This is a genomic window from Sphingobium chlorophenolicum (genome assembly GCF_000722875.1).
GTDB classification, from domain to species: domain Bacteria; phylum Pseudomonadota; class Alphaproteobacteria; order Sphingomonadales; family Sphingomonadaceae; genus Sphingobium; species Sphingobium chlorophenolicum.
Genome location: NZ_JFHR01000002.1, coordinates 164991 through 180859, shown reverse-complemented (window position 1 = coordinate 180859; position 15869 = coordinate 164991). Strand labels below are relative to the sequence as shown.

Below are 15869 nucleotides of genomic sequence, written 5' to 3'. Positions count from 1 at the left end.
GCACGATGCACTCCGATTGCCTGCACCGGCTTCGGGGCGGACCGCCCGTTCATGTGCGGGCAAGGTTAATCTGAACAGGCAGAAGCCATGGCGCCATCCGTGGCGTCATGCCGACATTTTTACGAAGACGAATAGGAGGGGTTCTGACCGCTGAACACGCCATCACGCGGACGGCAGTCGGACGAAAAGCTGCGGCAAAAGCAGGCCCGACTGGTCCATTTCAAGGAGTAGCGTGATGATGAACGTCATTTCCAGAAGCCCCAAATATCTCTTGATGATCGCCCTGCTGTCCGGCGCCGCGTCGGGCAGCCTCTCCGCGCAGACGCAGGACGCCCCGGCGGCCCCGTCCGCCGACGTTTCGGCGACCGCCTATCTGCCTGCGGAGAAGGTCGCGGGGCCGGAAATCAAGGGCATTATTTCAGCGCGCAGCGGCGACAAGATGCAGGTCACGGCCGCCGACGGCAGCAAATCCGTCATCCAGATCGATGACGCCACCAAGATCAGCGCCAGCAAGGGCCTGTTCGGCCTGAACCGCAACAAACTGGCCGCGACGTCGCTGCTGAACGGCCTGCCGGTCACGGTGAAGACATTGCAGACCGGCGGCGGGTTGCTGGCGAGCCAGATCAATTTGCAGAACAAGGATCTGAAGACCGCGTCGATGATCCACAACGGCACGGCCCAGGGCTTCGAGGAACAGACCGCCGCCACCGCCGCGCTACGCGGGCGCATGGGCGAGATCGACCAGTATAATGTGAAAAGCACGACCAACGTGAATTTCGACACCGGCAAGGCGGTGCTGTCGGCGCAGGCGAAGAACGACCTTTGCGCGGCGGCCGCGACGGCCGAGGGGATGAGCAACGCGCTGCTGCTGGTGGTGGGCTATACCGATTCCACGGGCGACGAAGACTTCAACCAGGTGCTGAGCGAAAAGCGCGCCGGGCGGGTCGTCAATTATCTGCAGCAGGCCTGCGGCTGGAAGCCCTATCGCATGCTGACGCCCACCGGCATGTCCGAAGCGGATCCGCTGGCGAGCAACGATACTGCGGAAGGCAAGGCGCAGAACCGCCGGGTTGCTGTGAACATCCTGGTGAGCAAGGGGCTGGATGGCCTGTAAGGCGTAGGCTGTTCGACATTCAGCCCAGGCAACGTGGACAGATTCCAGACTCGCCGGGCTGAGTGATTTGGGTGCAAAACGGACCCATCCTATTCCTCCCCATCGGGAGATGGGGAGGGGGACCGGCCGGAGGCTGGTGGAGGGGAATGGGGCACGACCTGCGTATTTCCCTTCCACCACCGCCTTCGGCGGCGGTCCCCCTCCCCACGCTGCGCGTAGGGAGGAATTGATGTCCGCTATTGGCCATTTTCCGACATTTCGAATTGTCCACACGGTCTGAGGGGTGGGCCAGCGGCCCACCCCGATATCGGCGAAGATCAGCGGATCGCCAACAAGGCCGCAAGCAGGGACAATAGGAAGGCCACGATGGTGGCCGCCAATATGGTCAGAATGGGCCTGGCCCCCGTTTTCATCAGGCTGGCCAATGGCGAGCGGATGGCGGTGGCGGTGACCGCCGCGGCGAGGAAGGCGCTGGCCGCCTGGGTCGACAAGCCGGCGGCCACCGACGGGATCAGGCCCAGCGAATTGACGCCCGCCAGGCCGAAAAAGCCCACCACGAACCATGGCACGCCGATGCGTTCCCGCCTTTCGTCGCGCAGGAAGAGGGTGATGATCGCCAGGATCGGCGCGAGCAAGGCAACGCGGCTGAGCTTGACGATGGCGGCGATCTGTCCGGCGCCGACCGAATAGGCATAGCCCGCGCCCAGCGCCTGGGCGACGTCATGGATGGACGCGCCGAGCAGGAAACCGGCCTGCATGTCCGACAGGCCGAGCATGTGCGCGGCCACCGGATAGAGCATCATCGCCGTCGCGCTCATGGCCGAGATTCCGACCAGCACCAGCGACAGATTGGCGTCGTTCACCCGGCGCGAGCCCAGGGTGGTGGCGAGCGCCATGGCGGCGCTTGCCCCGCAAATCGCGACCGATCCGCCCGCGAGCAGCCCGAAATTCGTGCCGAGCTTAAGCCAGCGCGCGGCCAGCACGCCAGACCCGATGGTCAGCGCCACGATGGCGATCACGCAAAGCAGGGCGACCGGCCCCAGATCGGCGATCTGCGCGGCGGTCACCCGCATGCCGAGCAGCACGATACCCCACCGCAACAATGTGCGCGACGCGAATCCCAGCCCCGGCAGAAGCCGCTTGTCGGTCGACAGAAAATTCAGCGCCAGCCCCAGCAGCAGGGCCATCAGCGTCAGCGGCGCGCCATAATGATCCGACAGGAAGCCTGCGGCCAGCGTGCCGAGCAGCACGACCGTCAGGCCGGGAACATATTCCCGCCAGCGATGGCGCGTGTCGGCGGGTATGTCGCAATAGAGATCCGCCGCCAATATGTTCGCCATGGCCTACGGCCTCGCCGCCTTCGCCGCTTCGCCTTCCACCTTCGACCGGCGGTTCACGACCATGCGGTCATGCAGGCGGGCAACCGCGTCGCTGCCCGTTTTGGTGAACAGGTTCGGCAGGATCGCATGGACGAGGCAGGCGACCCCGGCCACCACCATGTCGGTGCCGAAGCTGCCCGCGGCGCGCAGATGTTCAAAATAGGTTTCGCCGACCTGATGCGGATGATCTAGGAATATGCGTTTGAACATGCTGATTTCCCTATGCGGAGCCTTGGGCCGACAAATAGGCGGTTATGCAGGGAAATTGGTTCTTATATTATCTCTCATTTTCCGCTAATGGAGCATTTCAATCTATATAGGAGCCGAATTTGGAGAACATTTCCCTCGATCCAGTAGACCGGCGGATTTTGGCGATTCTTCAGCAGGATGCCACCACTCCAATTTCCGAAATCGCCGAGCGCGTGGGTTTGTCGCAGACGCCGTGCTGGAAGCGAATCAAGCGCTATGAGCGCGAGGGGCTGATCGAACGGCGGGTGACCATCCTGAACCGGGAGAAGCTGGGGCTGGACGTGACGGTGATGGTGGCGGTGCGGACGGCGCAGCACACGGACGAGTGGCTTCAGGCCTTTGCCGAGGGTATTGCCCGCATACCGGAGGTGGTCGAATTTTATCGCATGAGCGGCGAGATCGACTATCTGCTGAAGATCGTCGCGCGCGACATCGCGGATTATGACCGCATCTACCGCAAGCTGATCCATGTCGCGCCGCTGCACGACGTCAGCTCTTCCTTCGCCATGCAGGAGATCAAGTCGACGACGGCGCTGCCGCTCGCCGATTGAGCGGCGTTCCCCGCACGGGGGAATTTATCCAGTGAAAACAATGGGAAGAAAATGGTGGAGCCGAGGGGGATCGAACCCCTGACCTCGTCATTGCGAACGACGCGCTCTCCCAGCTGAGCTACGGCCCCTTGAAGGTGGGCAGCCTATAAGCGAGCGATTGCGGCCATGCAACGGTCTTTTTTCATTCCGCCGCACCCAAAATACGCTGCGCCTGGACCAGGTGGGGCCGGTCGATCATCTTGCCGTCCAGCTTCAGGACTCCAGCGCCGGGATTGGCGGCGAACGCGTCGACCACGGCCCTGGCGCGCGCGATTTCCGCGTCGGTCGGGGTGAAGCCTTCGTTGATGACGGCTACCTGCACCGGGTGGATCGCCATCATGCCGGTGAAGCCGTCGCGCCGCGCTCGTCCGATATAGGATTTGAGATCGTCCATCGCCTCGATCCGGGGGAAGACGGTATCGATGGCGGGGACGCCCGCGGCATGGGCGGCGAACAGCGTCAGGCTGCGCGCCATTTCAAAGGGCGCGGTGTAGCGGCCATCCTCCTCGCGGGACGTCGACGCGCCGATGGATGCGGGCAGATCCTCCGCCCCCCAGGTCAGGCCCGCCAGCCTGTCGCGCACCTGACGAAAGCTGCCCAGTTCGAAGAGGGCGGCGGGGGTTTCCGTCGCGATGGGCAGGATCGGCGGCACGTTCGCGCCGTCGGCCAGGGCGATTAGGGTCCGGATGCTTTCCGCCCCTTCCGCCTTGGGCAGCATGATCCCGTCGGGCGCGGCGGACAGTGCGGCGGACAGGTCGGCGCGGGTGTGATCGCCGTCCAGCGGGTTCACCCGGACGAAGGCCGTGCAATCGCGGGGGGACGCCAGCCATTCGGCAATCGCTTCCCGTCCGAAGGCCTTACGCTCCGGGGCGACCGAATCCTCCAGGTCCAGGATGATGGCGTCGGCGCCGCTGGCCGCCGCCTTGGCGAAGCGTTCCGGGCGGTCGGCGGGGACGAAAAGCAGCGAGCGGAGCTTCATGCGGGCCTCTTCTTCAGCAGCGCCATGCGCAGGCATTGGCAGACGATTTCGTCCCGCTGGTTAATGAGCCGATGCGTGAATGTCACGATGCCCGCTTCGGGGCGGGAACGGCTTTCCTTGAGATCGGTCACTTCGCTGTCGGCCCGCATCGTGTCGCCGATGAAGACGGGCTTGGGCATGACCAGCCTGTCATAGCCCAGATTGGCGACCAGCGTGCCCAAGGTCGTTTCGCCTACCGACAGGCCCACCATCAGCGCGAAGGTGAAGGTGCCGTTGACGAGGATCTGGCCGAATTCGGAGGCTTTCGCGGCTTCGGCGTCCAGGTGCAGGGGCTGTGGATTATGGGTCATGGTGGAGAAGAGGAGATTGTCGGTCTCCGTCACCGTGCGGCGGATTTCATGTTCGATCCGGTCGCCGATGGTCCATTCGTCATAAAAGCGGCCCGCCATCAGTCTTCCTCCCGTTCCACCAGCACCAGCAGCGTGCCTTCGCTGACCTGACCGCCTTCGGTCGCGTCCAGTTCCGCCACCACGCCGTCGAAGGGCGCGGTGAGGCTATGTTCCATCTTCATCGCCTCCAGCGTGACGAGTTTCTGGCCCTTGGCGACCTTGGCGCCCTTCGCAACGGCGACGGCGATGATGCGGCCCGGCATGGGCGAGAGGATCGCGCCGTCGGAAGCGGCGGCGCCGCCTGCCTTGACTGGCGGGTTCTGCGTGAAGAACCAGCTTTGCCCGGCCTCGGTGACGATGATCGTGCCGTCGCGCTCCATGTCGGAACGCAGGCCCGTGCGCAGCGCGCCGGACCCGGCGTCCGCGATGACATGGCGGCCTGCCACGAACAGGTCGATCCGGGTTTTCGGCGCGGCATTGAGGCGGAAGCCGAACAGCCCTTCCCTATCGTCCCGGCCGGTCCAGTCGCTGCGGAAACGCTGTCCGGCGGCGGCGAGAACGCGGTCGGACGGGCCGTCAATGGCGGTCAGCGCCTCCCCCTGCCGCTCGATCAGGCCGGTGTCGAGACGGCCTTCAGCGAAGTCGGCCATGGACAGGCAGGCGTGCAGGAACGGCTTGTTGGTGTGTAGCGGGCCGACGAAGCTGCCGTCCAGCCAGCGGAGCAGGTCATTGCGCGCCGCCTCCCGGTCCGGGCCGTGACAAATGACCTTGGCGATCATCGGGTCGTAGAAGGAACTGACGGTATCGCCTGCCTCAACGCCGGTTTCCACGCGGGCATGGTCGTCGAACAGCAGCCGGTCGATGCGGCCGGGGCTGGGCAGGAAACCCTTGGCCGGGTCTTCCGCATAGAGGCGGGCCTCTATGGCGTGGCCGTTGATCGATAGTTCTTCCTGCTTTTTCGGCAGGGGTTCGCCGCTCGCCACGCGCAGTTGCCATTCGACCAGATCGACGCCCGTAATCTCCTCCGTCACCGGATGTTCGACCTGGAGGCGGGTGTTCATTTCCATGAACCAGATGCGGTCGGCGCGCAGGCCTTCGCTGGCGTCGGCGATGAACTCGATCGTACCTGCGCCGACATAGTCGACCGCCTGCGCGGCGCGCACCGCCGCGCCGCAAATGGCTTCGCGGGTGGCGGCGTCCATGCCGGGCGCGGGGGCTTCCTCGATCACCTTCTGATGGCGGCGCTGGAGCGAACAGTCGCGTTCGAACAGGTGGACGACCTGGCCGTGGCTGTCGCCGAACACCTGCACTTCGATATGGCGGGGCGAGAGGATATATTTTTCGATCAGCACCTGATCGTTGCCGAAGCTGGAGGCCGCCTCCCGCTGGCAGGAGAGGAGCGCGTCGGCGAAGGCTTCCGGCGCGTCGACGCGGCGCATGCCCTTGCCGCCGCCGCCCGCGACCGCCTTGATCAGGACGGGATAGCCGATGGCGTCGGCTTCGGATTGCAGGCGAGCGGCGCTCTGATCCTCGCCCAGATAGCCGGGGGTGACGGGGACGCCCGCGTCGGACATCAGCTTCTTGGCGGCGTCCTTGAGGCCCATGGCGGTGATGCTGGCAGGATTGGGACCGACCCAGATGAGGCCGGCGTCGATCACCGCCTGTGCGAAGGCGGCGTTTTCCGACAGGAAGCCGTAGCCGGGATGGATGGCCTGCGCGCCGGTCGCCTGCGCGGCGGCGATGATGCGGTCGCCGATCAGGTATGATTCGCGCGCCGGGGACGGGCCGATATGCACGGCTTCGTCGGCTTCGCGGACGTGGAGCGCCTTTGCGTCGGCGTCGGAATAGACCGCGACGGTGCGGATGCCCAGGCGGCGGGCGGTGCGGATGATGCGGCAGGCGATCTCGCCGCGATTGGCTATGAGCAGGGACTGGATCACATGCGGAACACCCCGAAGCGGGGCGCCTCCTCTACTGGAGCATTGAGCGTGGCGGCGAAGGCGAGGCCCAGCACGTCGCGGGTCTGGGCGGGGTCGATCACGCCGTCGTCCCACAGGCGGGCGGTGGCGTGATAGGGGTTGCCCTCATCCTCATATTTCTGGCGGATCGGCGTCTTGAAGGCTTCGGCCTCCTGCGGCGTCCATTTGGCGGCGTCGCGGTGGACGGTCGCCAGCACGCTGGCCGCCTGCTCGCCGCCCATCACGGAAATGCGGCTGTTCGGCCAGGTGAAGAGGAAGCGCGGGCTGTAGGCGCGGCCGCACATGCCGTAATTGCCCGCGCCGAAGCTGCCGCCGATCAGCACGGTGATCTTGGGCACGCTGGCGGTCGCGACGGCCGTCACCAGCTTTGCGCCGTGCTTGGCGATCCCCTCCGATTCATATTTGCCGCCGACCATGAAGCCGGAGATGTTCTGGAGGAACAGTAGCGGAATGCGCCGCTGGCAGGCGAGTTCGATGAAATGCGCGCCCTTCTGCGCGCTTTCGCTGAACAGCACGCCGTTATTGGCCAGGATCGCGACGGGCATGCCCCAGATATGCGCGAAGCCGCAGACCAGCGTGGTGCCGTAGAGAGATTTGAATTCGTGAAATTCGCTGCCGTCGACGATGCGGGCGATGACCTCCCGCACGTCATAGGGGGCGCGGACGTCCTGCGGGATGACGCCGTACAGTTCTTCCGGGTCGTATTTGGGCGCCTTCGGTTCGCGCAGGTTGAGGTCGATTTCCGGCGCCGGTTGCAGCGTTGACACGATGTCGCGCACGATGGTCAGCGCATGTTCGTCATTTTCCGCGACATGATCGACCACGCCGGAGCGGCGGCCATGGACCTCCGCGCCGCCAAGGTCTTCGGCGGAGATGACTTCGCCCGTCGCGGCCTGCACCAGCGGCGGGCCGGCGAGGAAGATCGTGCCCTGGTTGCGCACGATCACCGTTTCGTCCGACATGGCGGGGACATAGGCGCCGCCCGCCGTGCAGCTTCCCATGACGCAGGCGATCTGGGGGATGCCCCGCGCGGACATTTGCGCCTGATTGAAGAAGATGCGGCCGAAATGTTCGCGGTCGGGAAAAACCTCCGCCTGGTTCGGCAGGTTCGCGCCGCCGCTGTCGACCAGATAGACGCAGGGGAGACGGTTCTCCATCGCGATTTCCTGGGCGCGGAGGTGCTTCTTCACGGTCAGCGGATAATAGGTGCCGCCCTTTACCGTGGCGTCGTTGCAGACGATCATCACCTGCCGTCCCGACACCCGGCCGATGCCCGCGATCATGCCCGCGCCGGGGACTTCGCCATGATACATGTCGTTGGCGGTGAGTTGGCCCACTTCCAGAAACGGACTGCCCGGATCGAGCAGCCGCTCCACCCGGTCGCGGGGGAGCAGCTTGCCGCGGGCGACATGCTTGGCCCGCGCCGCTTCGCTGCCGCCGAGCGCGGCCTGCGCGACCTTCGCGTGCAGCTCGTCGCGCAGGGCGCGGTTATGCGCGGCGTTGGCGCGAAAACCTTCGCCCTCCGCCGAGAGTTTCGTATCGAGAACAGGTGCGCTCATGCCCTTGCGTTCCCCTGCCCTACAGTTGCATATCCAAGGCCATCCATGCCGACCATCCTGCTCCTCACCATTTCCAATCTCTTCATGACCGCCGCCTGGTATTGGCACCTGAAGGGCGGCATGAACAAACCCCTGTTCGCCGTCATCCTGATCAGTTGGGGCATCGCCTTCATCGAATATTGCTTCGCCGTGCCCGCCAACCGCATCGGTTTCGCCAGCGGATGGAGCGCGGGCCAGCTCAAGATCGCGCAGGAGGCCATCGCGCTGATCGTCTTCGGCGGGTTCATGGTGACGGTGCTGGGCGAACCGCTGCACTGGCGCCATCTCGCCGCTTTCCTGTGCATCATGGCGGCGGTGGGCTTCCTGTTCGTGGGGCGGTCCTGAAAGATCACATTCACGCGCCGATCAGTTCGCGACCGATCAGCATGCGGCGGATTTCGTTCGTGCCCGCGCCGATGTCGAGCAGCTTGGCGTCGCGCATGTAGCGTTCGACCGGCCAGTCCTTCGTATAGCCAGCGCCGCCCAGCGCCTGCACCGCCTCCAGCGAGACCTTCATCGCATTTTCGCTGGCCAGCAGGATCGCGCCCGCCGCGTCGAAGCGGGTGGTCTTGCCCCGGTCGCAGGCCTGCGCCACGGCATAGACATAGGCCCGCGCACTATTGAGCGCGACATACATGTCCGCCACCTTGGCCTGCATGAGTTGGAAGGCGCCGATGGGCTGGCCGAACTGCTTGCGTTCGCGCACATAGGGCAGCACCACGTCGAGGCAGGCCTGCATGATGCCGAGCTGGATGCCGGACAGCACCGCCCGCTCATAATCCAGGCCCGACATCAGCACGCCGACGCCGCCGTTGAGCGGGCCCATGATATTTTCCTCCGGCACTTCGCAATCGTCGAAGACCAGTTCGGCGGTGGGGGAACCGCGCATGCCCACCTTGTCGATCTTCTGGCCGATGGAGAAGCCCTTATAGCCCTTTTCGATCAGGAAGGCGGTGATGCCGCGTGCGCCTTCGCCGGTCTTGGCATAGACGACGAGCGTGTCCGCATAAGTCGCGTTGGTGATCCAGAATTTCGTGCCGTTGAGGATATAGCGGTCGCCCCGCTTTTCGGCGCGCAGCTTCATCGAAACGACGTCCGACCCTGCGCCTGCCTCCGACATGGCGAGCGAGCCGACATGTTCGCCGGAAATGAGTTTGGGCAGGTAGCGGGCCTTTTGCTCCGGCGTGGCCCAGCGACGGATCTGGTTAACGCAGAGATTGGAGTGCGCGCCATAGCTGAGGCCGATGGAGGCCGATGCCCGCGCCACCTCTTCCTGCGCGACCACATGCTCCAGATAGCCGAGACCCAAACCGCCGTCCGCTTCGTCCACGGTGACGCCGTGCAGGCCGAGTGCGCCCATTTCGGGCCATAAATCGCGGGGAAACCAATCCTTGGCGTCGATCTCCGCCGCCAGCGGAGCAATGCGGTCGGCGGCGAAGCGGGCCGTCGTTTCGCGGATCATCTCCGCATTTTCACCCAGGGCGAAATCGAAGTCGGGCATGGCGAACTCTCCTTGGCGCGCATCCTAACCTGCAATGCTGGTTGAGAAAAATTGAAATGGCGCGGGATAGTGTATAGTTTCTGTCTATGATCGAACGCTATCTGCTCCGCTATTTCCTGGCCGTCGTGGACCAGGGCAATTTCTCCCGCGCTGCCGCCCATTGCCTGGTGTCGCAACCGACGCTGTCGGTGGGCATCGCCAAGCTGGAGCAGGCGGTCGGCGCGCCGCTGTTCCTGCGCAGCAACCAGCGGGTGGAACTGACCGAGGCGGGGGCACGGCTGCTGACCCATGCCCGGCGGATCGAGCGGGAGTTCAACCTGGCCGAACTGGCTGGGGAAAGGGCAGAGCAGGCGCCGGTGCTGCGGATCGGCGTGCTGCTGAGCATATCGGGAGAGATGGTGGCCCGCGCCGTCGCGGGGTGCTCGCCCGCCCGGGAGGGGCGGATCGAGTTCATTCCCGGTAGCGAGCGCGAATTGCTGGGGCGGCTGGATGCGGAGCGGATCGATGTGGCGCTGACGCTGATCCGGCCGGGCGTGGACCGTTTCTCGACGCAGGCGATTATAGAAGAGGGCTATGGCATCGCCATGGCGAACAGCCACCGGCTGGCGGGGCAGGCGATGGTCACGGCGGAGGAACTGGCGGCCGAAACCATGATCGTCCGTCGCCATTGCGAGGCGCTTTCGGCCACCAGCCGCTATTTCGTCGATCGCGGGGTGCGGCCCCATTTCGCCTTCCGCTCGACCAATGACGAGCGGGTGATGCAGATGGTCGCGGCGGGATTGGGCATCACGGTGATGCCGAACAGCTATCGCTGGCCCGGCATGGTGCGGGTGGCGCTGAAGGATTTTGGGGAACGGCGGCGCGTGGGGTTTCTTTATGGGGCGCGGGCGGCGGCGCTTCGCGGGACGCCGGTGCTGGAGGCTTTGGCGGGGGTTTTGGGGGATAAGGATGTGGGGGGTGCTGAATCCTCCCTGCGCGAAGCGTGGAGAGGGTCGAAGAGAGGCACGTGACTCTCTTCGACGGCCGAAGGCTGGTGGAGGGGAAATGGCATGACCTGCGTATCTTCCCCTCCACCACGCTTCGCGCGGTCCCCCTCCCCATCTCTCGATGGGGAGGAATTGGAGAGGTTTGCTCTTCGCCCTATGCAGCCATTCAGGGCAACAGCAGTGAGGAGTCCCCGTAGCTGTAGAAGCGATAGCCCTGCGCAATCGCATGGTCATAGGCCGCCTGCATGCGTTCCCGACCCATCAGCGCGCTGACCAGCATGAACAAAATTAACCATATCGGCAAAAAAGTTGAAGAAACGTAACGCAAATTTCTCAGTTTCCGGGTGGATTTTCGCCCCTCCCCATCAAACTCCCATCAGCGCCCACTGTCCGTTTTGCACGGTCGCCAAAAGCTGCCCCATTTTGTTGACAAAGGGGAGATCAGGTTCGCCCCACCCAACACCCATCGGCCCCTGTCCTGCGGTTCTCAGCTGTTTTCCCGCTTGGCCGCCGTCGATCGAGCATAGCCCGACCGCCCCTCTCGTCGCTGTGTTGCAACGAAAGGAACGGCCGGAGGATGTCGCGGTCAGTTCGTTTTTCTGGCCCAATCCGTCCCCATGTGACCGGCCGCCGCGTTGGCCGCCGCCAGCAGCGTCTCATTCGCCAAATGAGCATACCGAGCTGTCGTCTTCGTCTGAGCATGGCCCAGAATCGATCCAACAACGTACAACGACTGGCCGCTGTTCACGAGGTTACTCGCGGCCGAATGGCGGAGGTCGTGCATTCGAACATCTGGAAGACCAGCCGCTTTCCGCGCCTTATCCCAAGCGTGGAAGACAGAGCCATAAGGCTCCAGCGTTGCCGGGTTCGGGATGACATAAGGACAGCCCTCGAACCGAGGCACCTGCGCCAGCACTTCCATGGCTGCGTCCGAAAGCGGGACGTGCCGAGTTTTTCGGGTCTTCGCCCGTTGCATGGGGATGCGCCACGTTTGACGGTCCAGATGGAATTCATCCCATTTGGCGTCCAGGAGTTCACGCTTGCGGCACCCGGTCAGGAGCAGCAAGGCAACAATGTATTTCAACTGCGTGTTCGGGCTGGCCTCCACAGCGTCCTGAAGCCGCCGCGTCTCCTCGGCCGTCAAAAATCGCTCGATCTCGTTGTTGCAGGCTTTCTGTGGCACGCCTTCCAAGGGGTTCCGGTCTGAACCGGGAAGGCCCCATTTCTTGGCCATGCGATACATGTGCCCCAGGATCACCTGCCAACGGTTGACCGTAGCCTGAGCGTAGCCATCGACGCGCACCTTGGCGTCCAGCCATTCAAGGATTTCCACCTGATCCAGTTCCGTCAGGTGCCGCTTCCCGAACTTGGGCAGGACGTGATTGCGCAGATACCGTTCGTCAATGTCATGGCTGCGTTTGTAGGTGCGGGCATATTCAAGGTAGCGCTCTGCCAATTCAGCGATCGTTGGAATGCGCCGCGTCACCGCCCGTTCTTCGGCTGGGTCTTCGCCCATAACGACTCGCGCCTTCGCCTTCTGCGCCAGCTTCCGAGCCTGTTCGCAGGTGATGTCGGAGGCGTAACCCAGCTTGTGCTGTTTCTGCTTCTTGAACTTGTTCTTGTATCGGAGCGCGTAGGTTTTCGTTCCGCTTGGATAGATTTCAACAATGAAGCCCGGAATGGCCGTATCGACCAGCTTCACCATCCTCTCACCGGGCGGGCAGAAGGTGGTCATCACAAGCGTTTGATCGAGCTTGGCTACAGTCATGAGATTTCCTTTCAAAAGTCACGATAGTTCAGGGCCGCCAGACGTCGCCGGGGCCGGATGGGGGTGGAGATGCGGGGCGGTCGGGTCGGGGCTGCTGGCTTTGGCAAAACGGCAAATCACCAATGCCTCGTGGCCGCCCTGCCCCCGACGACAGGTTTCCGCTGCCCGCTGCGCTCGCGAGGAGCACAGAAAGCTGAAAACCTGCCGCCGATGGGGCCACAACATTAGTCGCCGATGCGATAGACTTTCGCGCCGCGCGCCTGCACCGAATAGGTCCACAGGTTGCCTTCGTACCGTTCGATAACTTGGACGGCGGCGCGCCTGCTGATCTTGAGGCGTTCGGCCACGGCTACAGCTAGGAACATCTTTTTATCGATGCCCTCGGTGATGCAGGTGAAGACCATGTCCACTATGGTCTGGTCATCGGCTTCCCGCGCCTTTGCCGTGATGCGCTCCATCTGATCGGCGTCGACCAAGCGGACCGAAGCGAGAAGTTCATCGTAGGATTCAGGGTTGGCTGCGAAGGCGTAAGCCTGTTCAGCACCACCGCCTCGCCTCTTTTTGCTTTCAAATTGAACGATTTTCTCGCCGGTAGCTTCGACATCGACCGCTTCGCTCAGCAAATAGACCGCGTCGCTGTCTTCTATGAGGTCGGTCGTTCCACCATACACCGCTTTGCCATTGGCGTTGGGGTTCTTCCTTGTGTGGGCAAGGCTAAGACAGGTGCCCCCTTTTTGAGTGAACCGACGCACCGAACCGGCGAAGGTAGCGGTCTGCCGTTTATCCATGAGGTCGACGAACTTCTTCACCGTGTCGAGAATCACGACGACGCCCCGGCAACGATCGTCAGCGGCCATTTCATCAAGCTGACCGGCCAGCATATGCGGCTCGAACCCGTTCTCACCGGGAATGAGTGTGTGAATGCCAGCATCATCGAGGAGGCGGGCTTTCTCCGCTATGCCCGTCTCATTATCGTCAGCGTTGATGTAATAGGCGTTGCCAGCCAGGACGCCGCCAGAGCGGACGGCTTCCAGCAACAGCGCCAAGGCGATAAGCGTTTTGCCGCTATTAGGTGCGGCATACCAGACGGTAGCCTGACCGGACATGGCGACCATGCCTAGCAGCGGACGGCTTTTTAGCGCCCGCTCTTCAAACGAAGCGGCAGAACCGAGAACGCTCATGGTAGCCAGAGGAGTGTCCACAAGTTCCATGGCAGGAGGATCAGTATCGTCAGTGGAGCGATCTTCCTGTTCCACAGTCAGGGTGATGACCGCCAGATCAGTTAGCGATCCCCCAAAACGTTCTCGTTCCAGCTTGTCGCCGACAGGCAAAACGATGGTGTCACCCGGAGCAATCGCCTGGACGCCGACAGGAAGGGCGTCCCTCCAGTCGCCGACGCTATCACCATCAGCGAGCCGATAAAATGATCCGGCCGGAAGCCAGAGCATGGGCGCTCCATCTAGAGATTGGAGGAATTTGCCAAGGGCACTCTCCGATCCCGGTCCCGCAGCCCGGAAGCCGATGACGCCATCGGGAACCATCGCGCCCACACGATCACGCGGGTTGGATGCGAAATGGCCCAATGCTGAAGGCTGCGAGTAGTTTTCGAGCCATGTGTCCACGTCGACAGCGGGGGAATGGGACAAGGATTTTAGCGGAAGAAGGGTTAGGCCGAACTCCGCCCAATAGCTTATGTCGCCCGGAGGGGCGGCACTTGATGTTTTCATGTGAGGTCTCCGACTGAGCCGCGAAGGCGTCAGCGTGCTTTATGTTGCGATGATCCCAATGGGCATGATCGGCAGCGCCAGACCGGGTTGATGCAGACGCGATAAACCATTCGCCCTATGGGCTAAGTGAACAGGTTTGATAGATTCTCCGTATCTCAGTGGGTTACGGGCCTTTGCGGACAGGCTGATAAAGCAGTGAAATCGCATATCGGCTGCCACTTGAAATTTGCTGCGGCTAATTCTAAATGCGCTGCTGCCCGGCTTCATCGGCCGGTCTAATCTTCAGGCTTCGCCTTCCACCAGCTTTTGCGCCCCACGGCGATTTGATCCGAATTAAACTAGGATCATCTTAAATATAGCTCTGGAATAAGGCGTAATTTAATGAAACTTGATATAGACGAAGTCGTCAGCGCTTCTGACCTTATTTGGGTAAAGATTGCTGATGGCAATGATCATCAATCCTTTCTGCATCTAGACGCTGTCGAAATCGCAGGTCACATACGCGCGATCATCTCTTTTAATCCGATGACGCAGGGAGAACTTTGCTACTATTTCCGGCGTCGTGGCTTCGGCAATACTCTTATGATTGAGTATATGTTGAACCGATTTTGTCGACGTTCAACCAACTACTATCTCTGGGATCGTGACGAGTTCGGGCGCTTCTTTCCTGCCCGTAACAACTGAATGATCCAAGGCTTGGGGCGGTCGCCATGCCGCCCCATTTTTTGTGACCCACACTGGCAGCTTCCCAGGTTTTCAGCTTCCCGCCCGGCACGCGGCCTGCAAATCTGGAAAACTGGAATTCTGGGCGTCCTCGATCAGCAGCACGATAGCAAAGCCGCTGTTTCCAATGCAAAACACCATCTCGAACCATCCAATGTGGTGATGCATGATGTCCCAGCGCGGGATGAAGGTGGGCGATCCGTAGCGCACTCCCTCATCCTCCAGCGGCGAGAAGCCGACTTCGTGACGCATCATAGCTTCGGTGTCGCCCGCTTCGATTACGAGCAGATGCGTCAGGTCAGCCAGCCCATTATTGAAAATCTGGTGAATGCGCTTGTGCAGCAGTTCCGTGAGATCGGCTCGCAGCGGAAGCTTGAGGGCATGGCGTAGAGAGGCGCGGTCATAGAATGAGAGCATAGTGGACTCCAAAAAGAAGGCGCCCGAAGGACGCCGCTTGCGATTGGTGATGGTGGATGGCTCAGCCAAATTGGCGGCAAAGGGCCAGGAGCGTTGGGTCGATGCCTTCCCGATGGGGGATCAAGATAATGTGGCCGAACCCGTCGTCGGACAGAATGAAGCACAGCTCCCAGCCGTCCTGATGCCGTTCGCAGAACTCGAAGCTTGGAACGAAATCGGGATGCCCGAAGGCGAGGCCGTCAACGATGTTGATCGTGGGATCAGGCTCTATATCTCCCGGCCGATCGCCCGGCTCCACGACGATGAACGTGGCAAGATCGCTGTATTCGCCAAGCTGATCCAGCCGGGCATTCCGCACATCAGCAAGATCGCCGTGATAGGCATCCGCATGGTTGAGGATAATCATAGGTGCGTCCTTTCCGGACAAAGAAAAACCCGCCCGGAACTGGTCCGAACGGGTCAATTTGGTT

At 62.5% G+C, this 15869-nt stretch carries 16 protein-coding genes, 1 tRNA gene and 1 pseudogene; 5 read left to right on the top strand and 13 right to left on the bottom strand.

The genetic code is table 11. The annotated features are described in order from the left end of the window. Positions 1-238: 238 nt before the first annotated feature. Positions 239-1114 carry an OmpA family protein gene (locus BV95_RS02480; protein WP_037447029.1) on the top strand — a complete coding sequence of 292 codons (876 nt, stop codon included), beginning with the start codon at positions 239-241 and terminating at the stop codon, positions 1112-1114. Positions 1115-1431: 317 nt separating this feature from the next. Here the strand turns inward: BV95_RS02480 and BV95_RS02475 are convergent, their stop codons facing one another. Further along, positions 1432-2454: a YeiH family protein gene (locus BV95_RS02475; protein ID WP_037446925.1), complete on the bottom strand. Its 1023-nt coding sequence runs from the start codon at positions 2452-2454 to the stop codon at positions 1432-1434. 3 nt (positions 2455-2457) lie between these two features. Then, positions 2458-2703 (bottom strand): DUF6356 family protein, encoded by a 246-nt coding sequence (locus BV95_RS02470; RefSeq protein WP_037446922.1) that lies wholly within the window; start codon positions 2701-2703, stop codon positions 2458-2460. A gap of 119 nt (positions 2704-2822) precedes the next feature. On the opposite strand from BV95_RS02470, the gene BV95_RS02465 reads away from it, so the two are divergent. After that, positions 2823-3293, top strand: a complete 471-nt coding sequence (locus BV95_RS02465; RefSeq protein WP_037446921.1) for an Lrp/AsnC family transcriptional regulator — start codon at positions 2823-2825, stop codon at positions 3291-3293. Positions 3294-3345: 52 nt separating this feature from the next. Here the strand turns inward: BV95_RS02465 and BV95_RS02460 are convergent. The 5 genes from BV95_RS02460 to BV95_RS02440 form a co-directional block, all read right to left on the bottom strand. Beyond that, positions 3346-3421, bottom strand: a tRNA-Ala gene (locus BV95_RS02460). 53 nt (positions 3422-3474) lie between these two features. Beyond that, complete coding sequence (locus BV95_RS02455) at positions 3475-4311, bottom strand: HpcH/HpaI aldolase/citrate lyase family protein (RefSeq protein WP_037446919.1); 837 nt, start codon at positions 4309-4311, stop codon at positions 3475-3477. Beyond that, a complete protein-coding gene (locus BV95_RS02450) occupies positions 4308-4760 on the bottom strand; it encodes a MaoC family dehydratase (protein WP_037446917.1) in 453 nt (150 codons plus the stop codon). Before BV95_RS02450 ends, BV95_RS02455 begins: the two co-directional genes overlap by 4 nt. Then, positions 4760-6640 (bottom strand): acetyl/propionyl/methylcrotonyl-CoA carboxylase subunit alpha, encoded by a 1881-nt coding sequence (locus BV95_RS02445; RefSeq protein ID WP_037446914.1) that lies wholly within the window; start codon positions 6638-6640, stop codon positions 4760-4762. Before BV95_RS02445 ends, BV95_RS02450 begins: the two co-directional genes overlap by 1 nt. Beyond that, complete coding sequence (locus BV95_RS02440) at positions 6637-8238, bottom strand: carboxyl transferase domain-containing protein (protein ID WP_037446911.1); 1602 nt, start codon at positions 8236-8238, stop codon at positions 6637-6639. The genes BV95_RS02445 and BV95_RS02440 overlap by 4 nt, the downstream gene beginning before the upstream one ends. Positions 8239-8283: 45 nt before the next feature. Between BV95_RS02440 and BV95_RS02435 the strand changes: the two genes are divergently transcribed. Continuing rightward, on the top strand, positions 8284-8622 hold the full coding sequence (locus tag BV95_RS02435; protein ID WP_037446909.1) for a DMT family protein: 339 nt from the start codon (positions 8284-8286) through the stop codon (positions 8620-8622). Positions 8623-8632: 10 nt separating this feature from the next. Here the strand turns inward: BV95_RS02435 and BV95_RS02430 are convergent, their stop codons facing one another. Further along, positions 8633-9778, bottom strand: coding sequence for an isovaleryl-CoA dehydrogenase (locus BV95_RS02430; RefSeq protein ID WP_037446905.1), 1146 nt, complete (start codon positions 9776-9778; stop codon positions 8633-8635). An 86-nt stretch (positions 9779-9864) separates the two neighbouring features. Here BV95_RS02430 and BV95_RS02425 point away from each other — a divergent pair, with 86 nt between their 5' ends. After that, positions 9865-10788 (top strand): LysR family transcriptional regulator, encoded by a 924-nt coding sequence (locus tag BV95_RS02425; protein WP_234703083.1) that lies wholly within the window; start codon positions 9865-9867, stop codon positions 10786-10788. Between the two features lie 142 nt (positions 10789-10930). Here the strand turns inward: BV95_RS02425 and BV95_RS22915 are convergent. The 3 genes and pseudogenes from BV95_RS22915 to BV95_RS22600 form a co-directional block, all read right to left on the bottom strand. Next, positions 10931-11050: pseudogene (locus tag BV95_RS22915) on the bottom strand (S-adenosylmethionine:tRNA ribosyltransferase-isomerase); the annotation flags it as partial. A gap of 300 nt (positions 11051-11350) precedes the next feature. Further along, positions 11351-12532, bottom strand: coding sequence for a tyrosine-type recombinase/integrase (locus tag BV95_RS02420; protein ID WP_037446902.1), 1182 nt, complete (start codon positions 12530-12532; stop codon positions 11351-11353). A 224-nt stretch (positions 12533-12756) separates the two neighbouring features. Further along, entirely contained in the window at positions 12757-14154 is a 1398-nt protein-coding gene (locus BV95_RS22600) for an AAA family ATPase (protein WP_214442603.1), read from the bottom strand. A 486-nt stretch (positions 14155-14640) separates the two neighbouring features. Here BV95_RS22600 and BV95_RS23380 point away from each other — a divergent pair, with 486 nt between their 5' ends. Then, positions 14641-14943 carry a hypothetical protein gene (locus BV95_RS23380; RefSeq protein ID WP_156028529.1) on the top strand — a complete coding sequence of 101 codons (303 nt, stop codon included), beginning with the start codon at positions 14641-14643 and terminating at the stop codon, positions 14941-14943. Between the two features lie 72 nt (positions 14944-15015). Here BV95_RS23380 and BV95_RS02410 read toward each other — a convergent pair whose 3' ends face one another. Both BV95_RS02410 and BV95_RS02405 read right to left on the bottom strand, forming a co-directional pair. Next, complete coding sequence (locus BV95_RS02410) at positions 15016-15468, bottom strand: hypothetical protein (protein ID WP_156483455.1); 453 nt, start codon at positions 15466-15468, stop codon at positions 15016-15018. Beyond that, complete coding sequence (locus tag BV95_RS02405; protein ID WP_037446896.1) at positions 15461-15805, bottom strand: hypothetical protein; 345 nt, start codon at positions 15803-15805, stop codon at positions 15461-15463. Before BV95_RS02405 ends, BV95_RS02410 begins: the two co-directional genes overlap by 8 nt. Between the last annotated feature and the right edge of the window lie 64 nt (positions 15806-15869).

What these genes read in the sequence shown, in the direction of transcription:
- BV95_RS02480 (WP_037447029.1), top strand. Translation starts at nt 239, where the DNA reads ATGAACGTCATTTCCAGAAGCCCCAAATATCTCTTGATGATCGCCCTG.
- BV95_RS02475 (WP_037446925.1), bottom strand. Translation starts at nt 2,454, where the DNA reads ATGGCGAACATATTGGCGGCGGATCTCTATTGCGACATACCCGCCGAC.
- BV95_RS02470 (WP_037446922.1), bottom strand. Translation starts at nt 2,703, where the DNA reads ATGTTCAAACGCATATTCCTAGATCATCCGCATCAGGTCGGCGAAACC.
- BV95_RS02455 (WP_037446919.1), bottom strand. Translation starts at nt 4,311, where the DNA reads ATGAAGCTCCGCTCGCTGCTTTTCGTCCCCGCCGACCGCCCGGAACGC.
- BV95_RS02450 (WP_037446917.1), bottom strand. Translation starts at nt 4,760, where the DNA reads ATGGCGGGCCGCTTTTATGACGAATGGACCATCGGCGACCGGATCGAA.
- BV95_RS02440 (WP_037446911.1), bottom strand. Translation starts at nt 8,238, where the DNA reads ATGAGCGCACCTGTTCTCGATACGAAACTCTCGGCGGAGGGCGAAGGT.
- BV95_RS02435 (WP_037446909.1), top strand. Translation starts at nt 8,284, where the DNA reads ATGCCGACCATCCTGCTCCTCACCATTTCCAATCTCTTCATGACCGCC.
- BV95_RS02430 (WP_037446905.1), bottom strand. Translation starts at nt 9,778, where the DNA reads ATGCCCGACTTCGATTTCGCCCTGGGTGAAAATGCGGAGATGATCCGC.
- BV95_RS02425 (WP_234703083.1), top strand. Translation starts at nt 9,865, where the DNA reads ATGATCGAACGCTATCTGCTCCGCTATTTCCTGGCCGTCGTGGACCAG.
- BV95_RS02420 (WP_037446902.1), bottom strand. Translation starts at nt 12,532, where the DNA reads ATGACTGTAGCCAAGCTCGATCAAACGCTTGTGATGACCACCTTCTGC.
- BV95_RS23380 (WP_156028529.1), top strand. Translation starts at nt 14,641, where the DNA reads ATGAAACTTGATATAGACGAAGTCGTCAGCGCTTCTGACCTTATTTGG.
- BV95_RS02405 (WP_037446896.1), bottom strand. Translation starts at nt 15,805, where the DNA reads ATGATTATCCTCAACCATGCGGATGCCTATCACGGCGATCTTGCTGAT.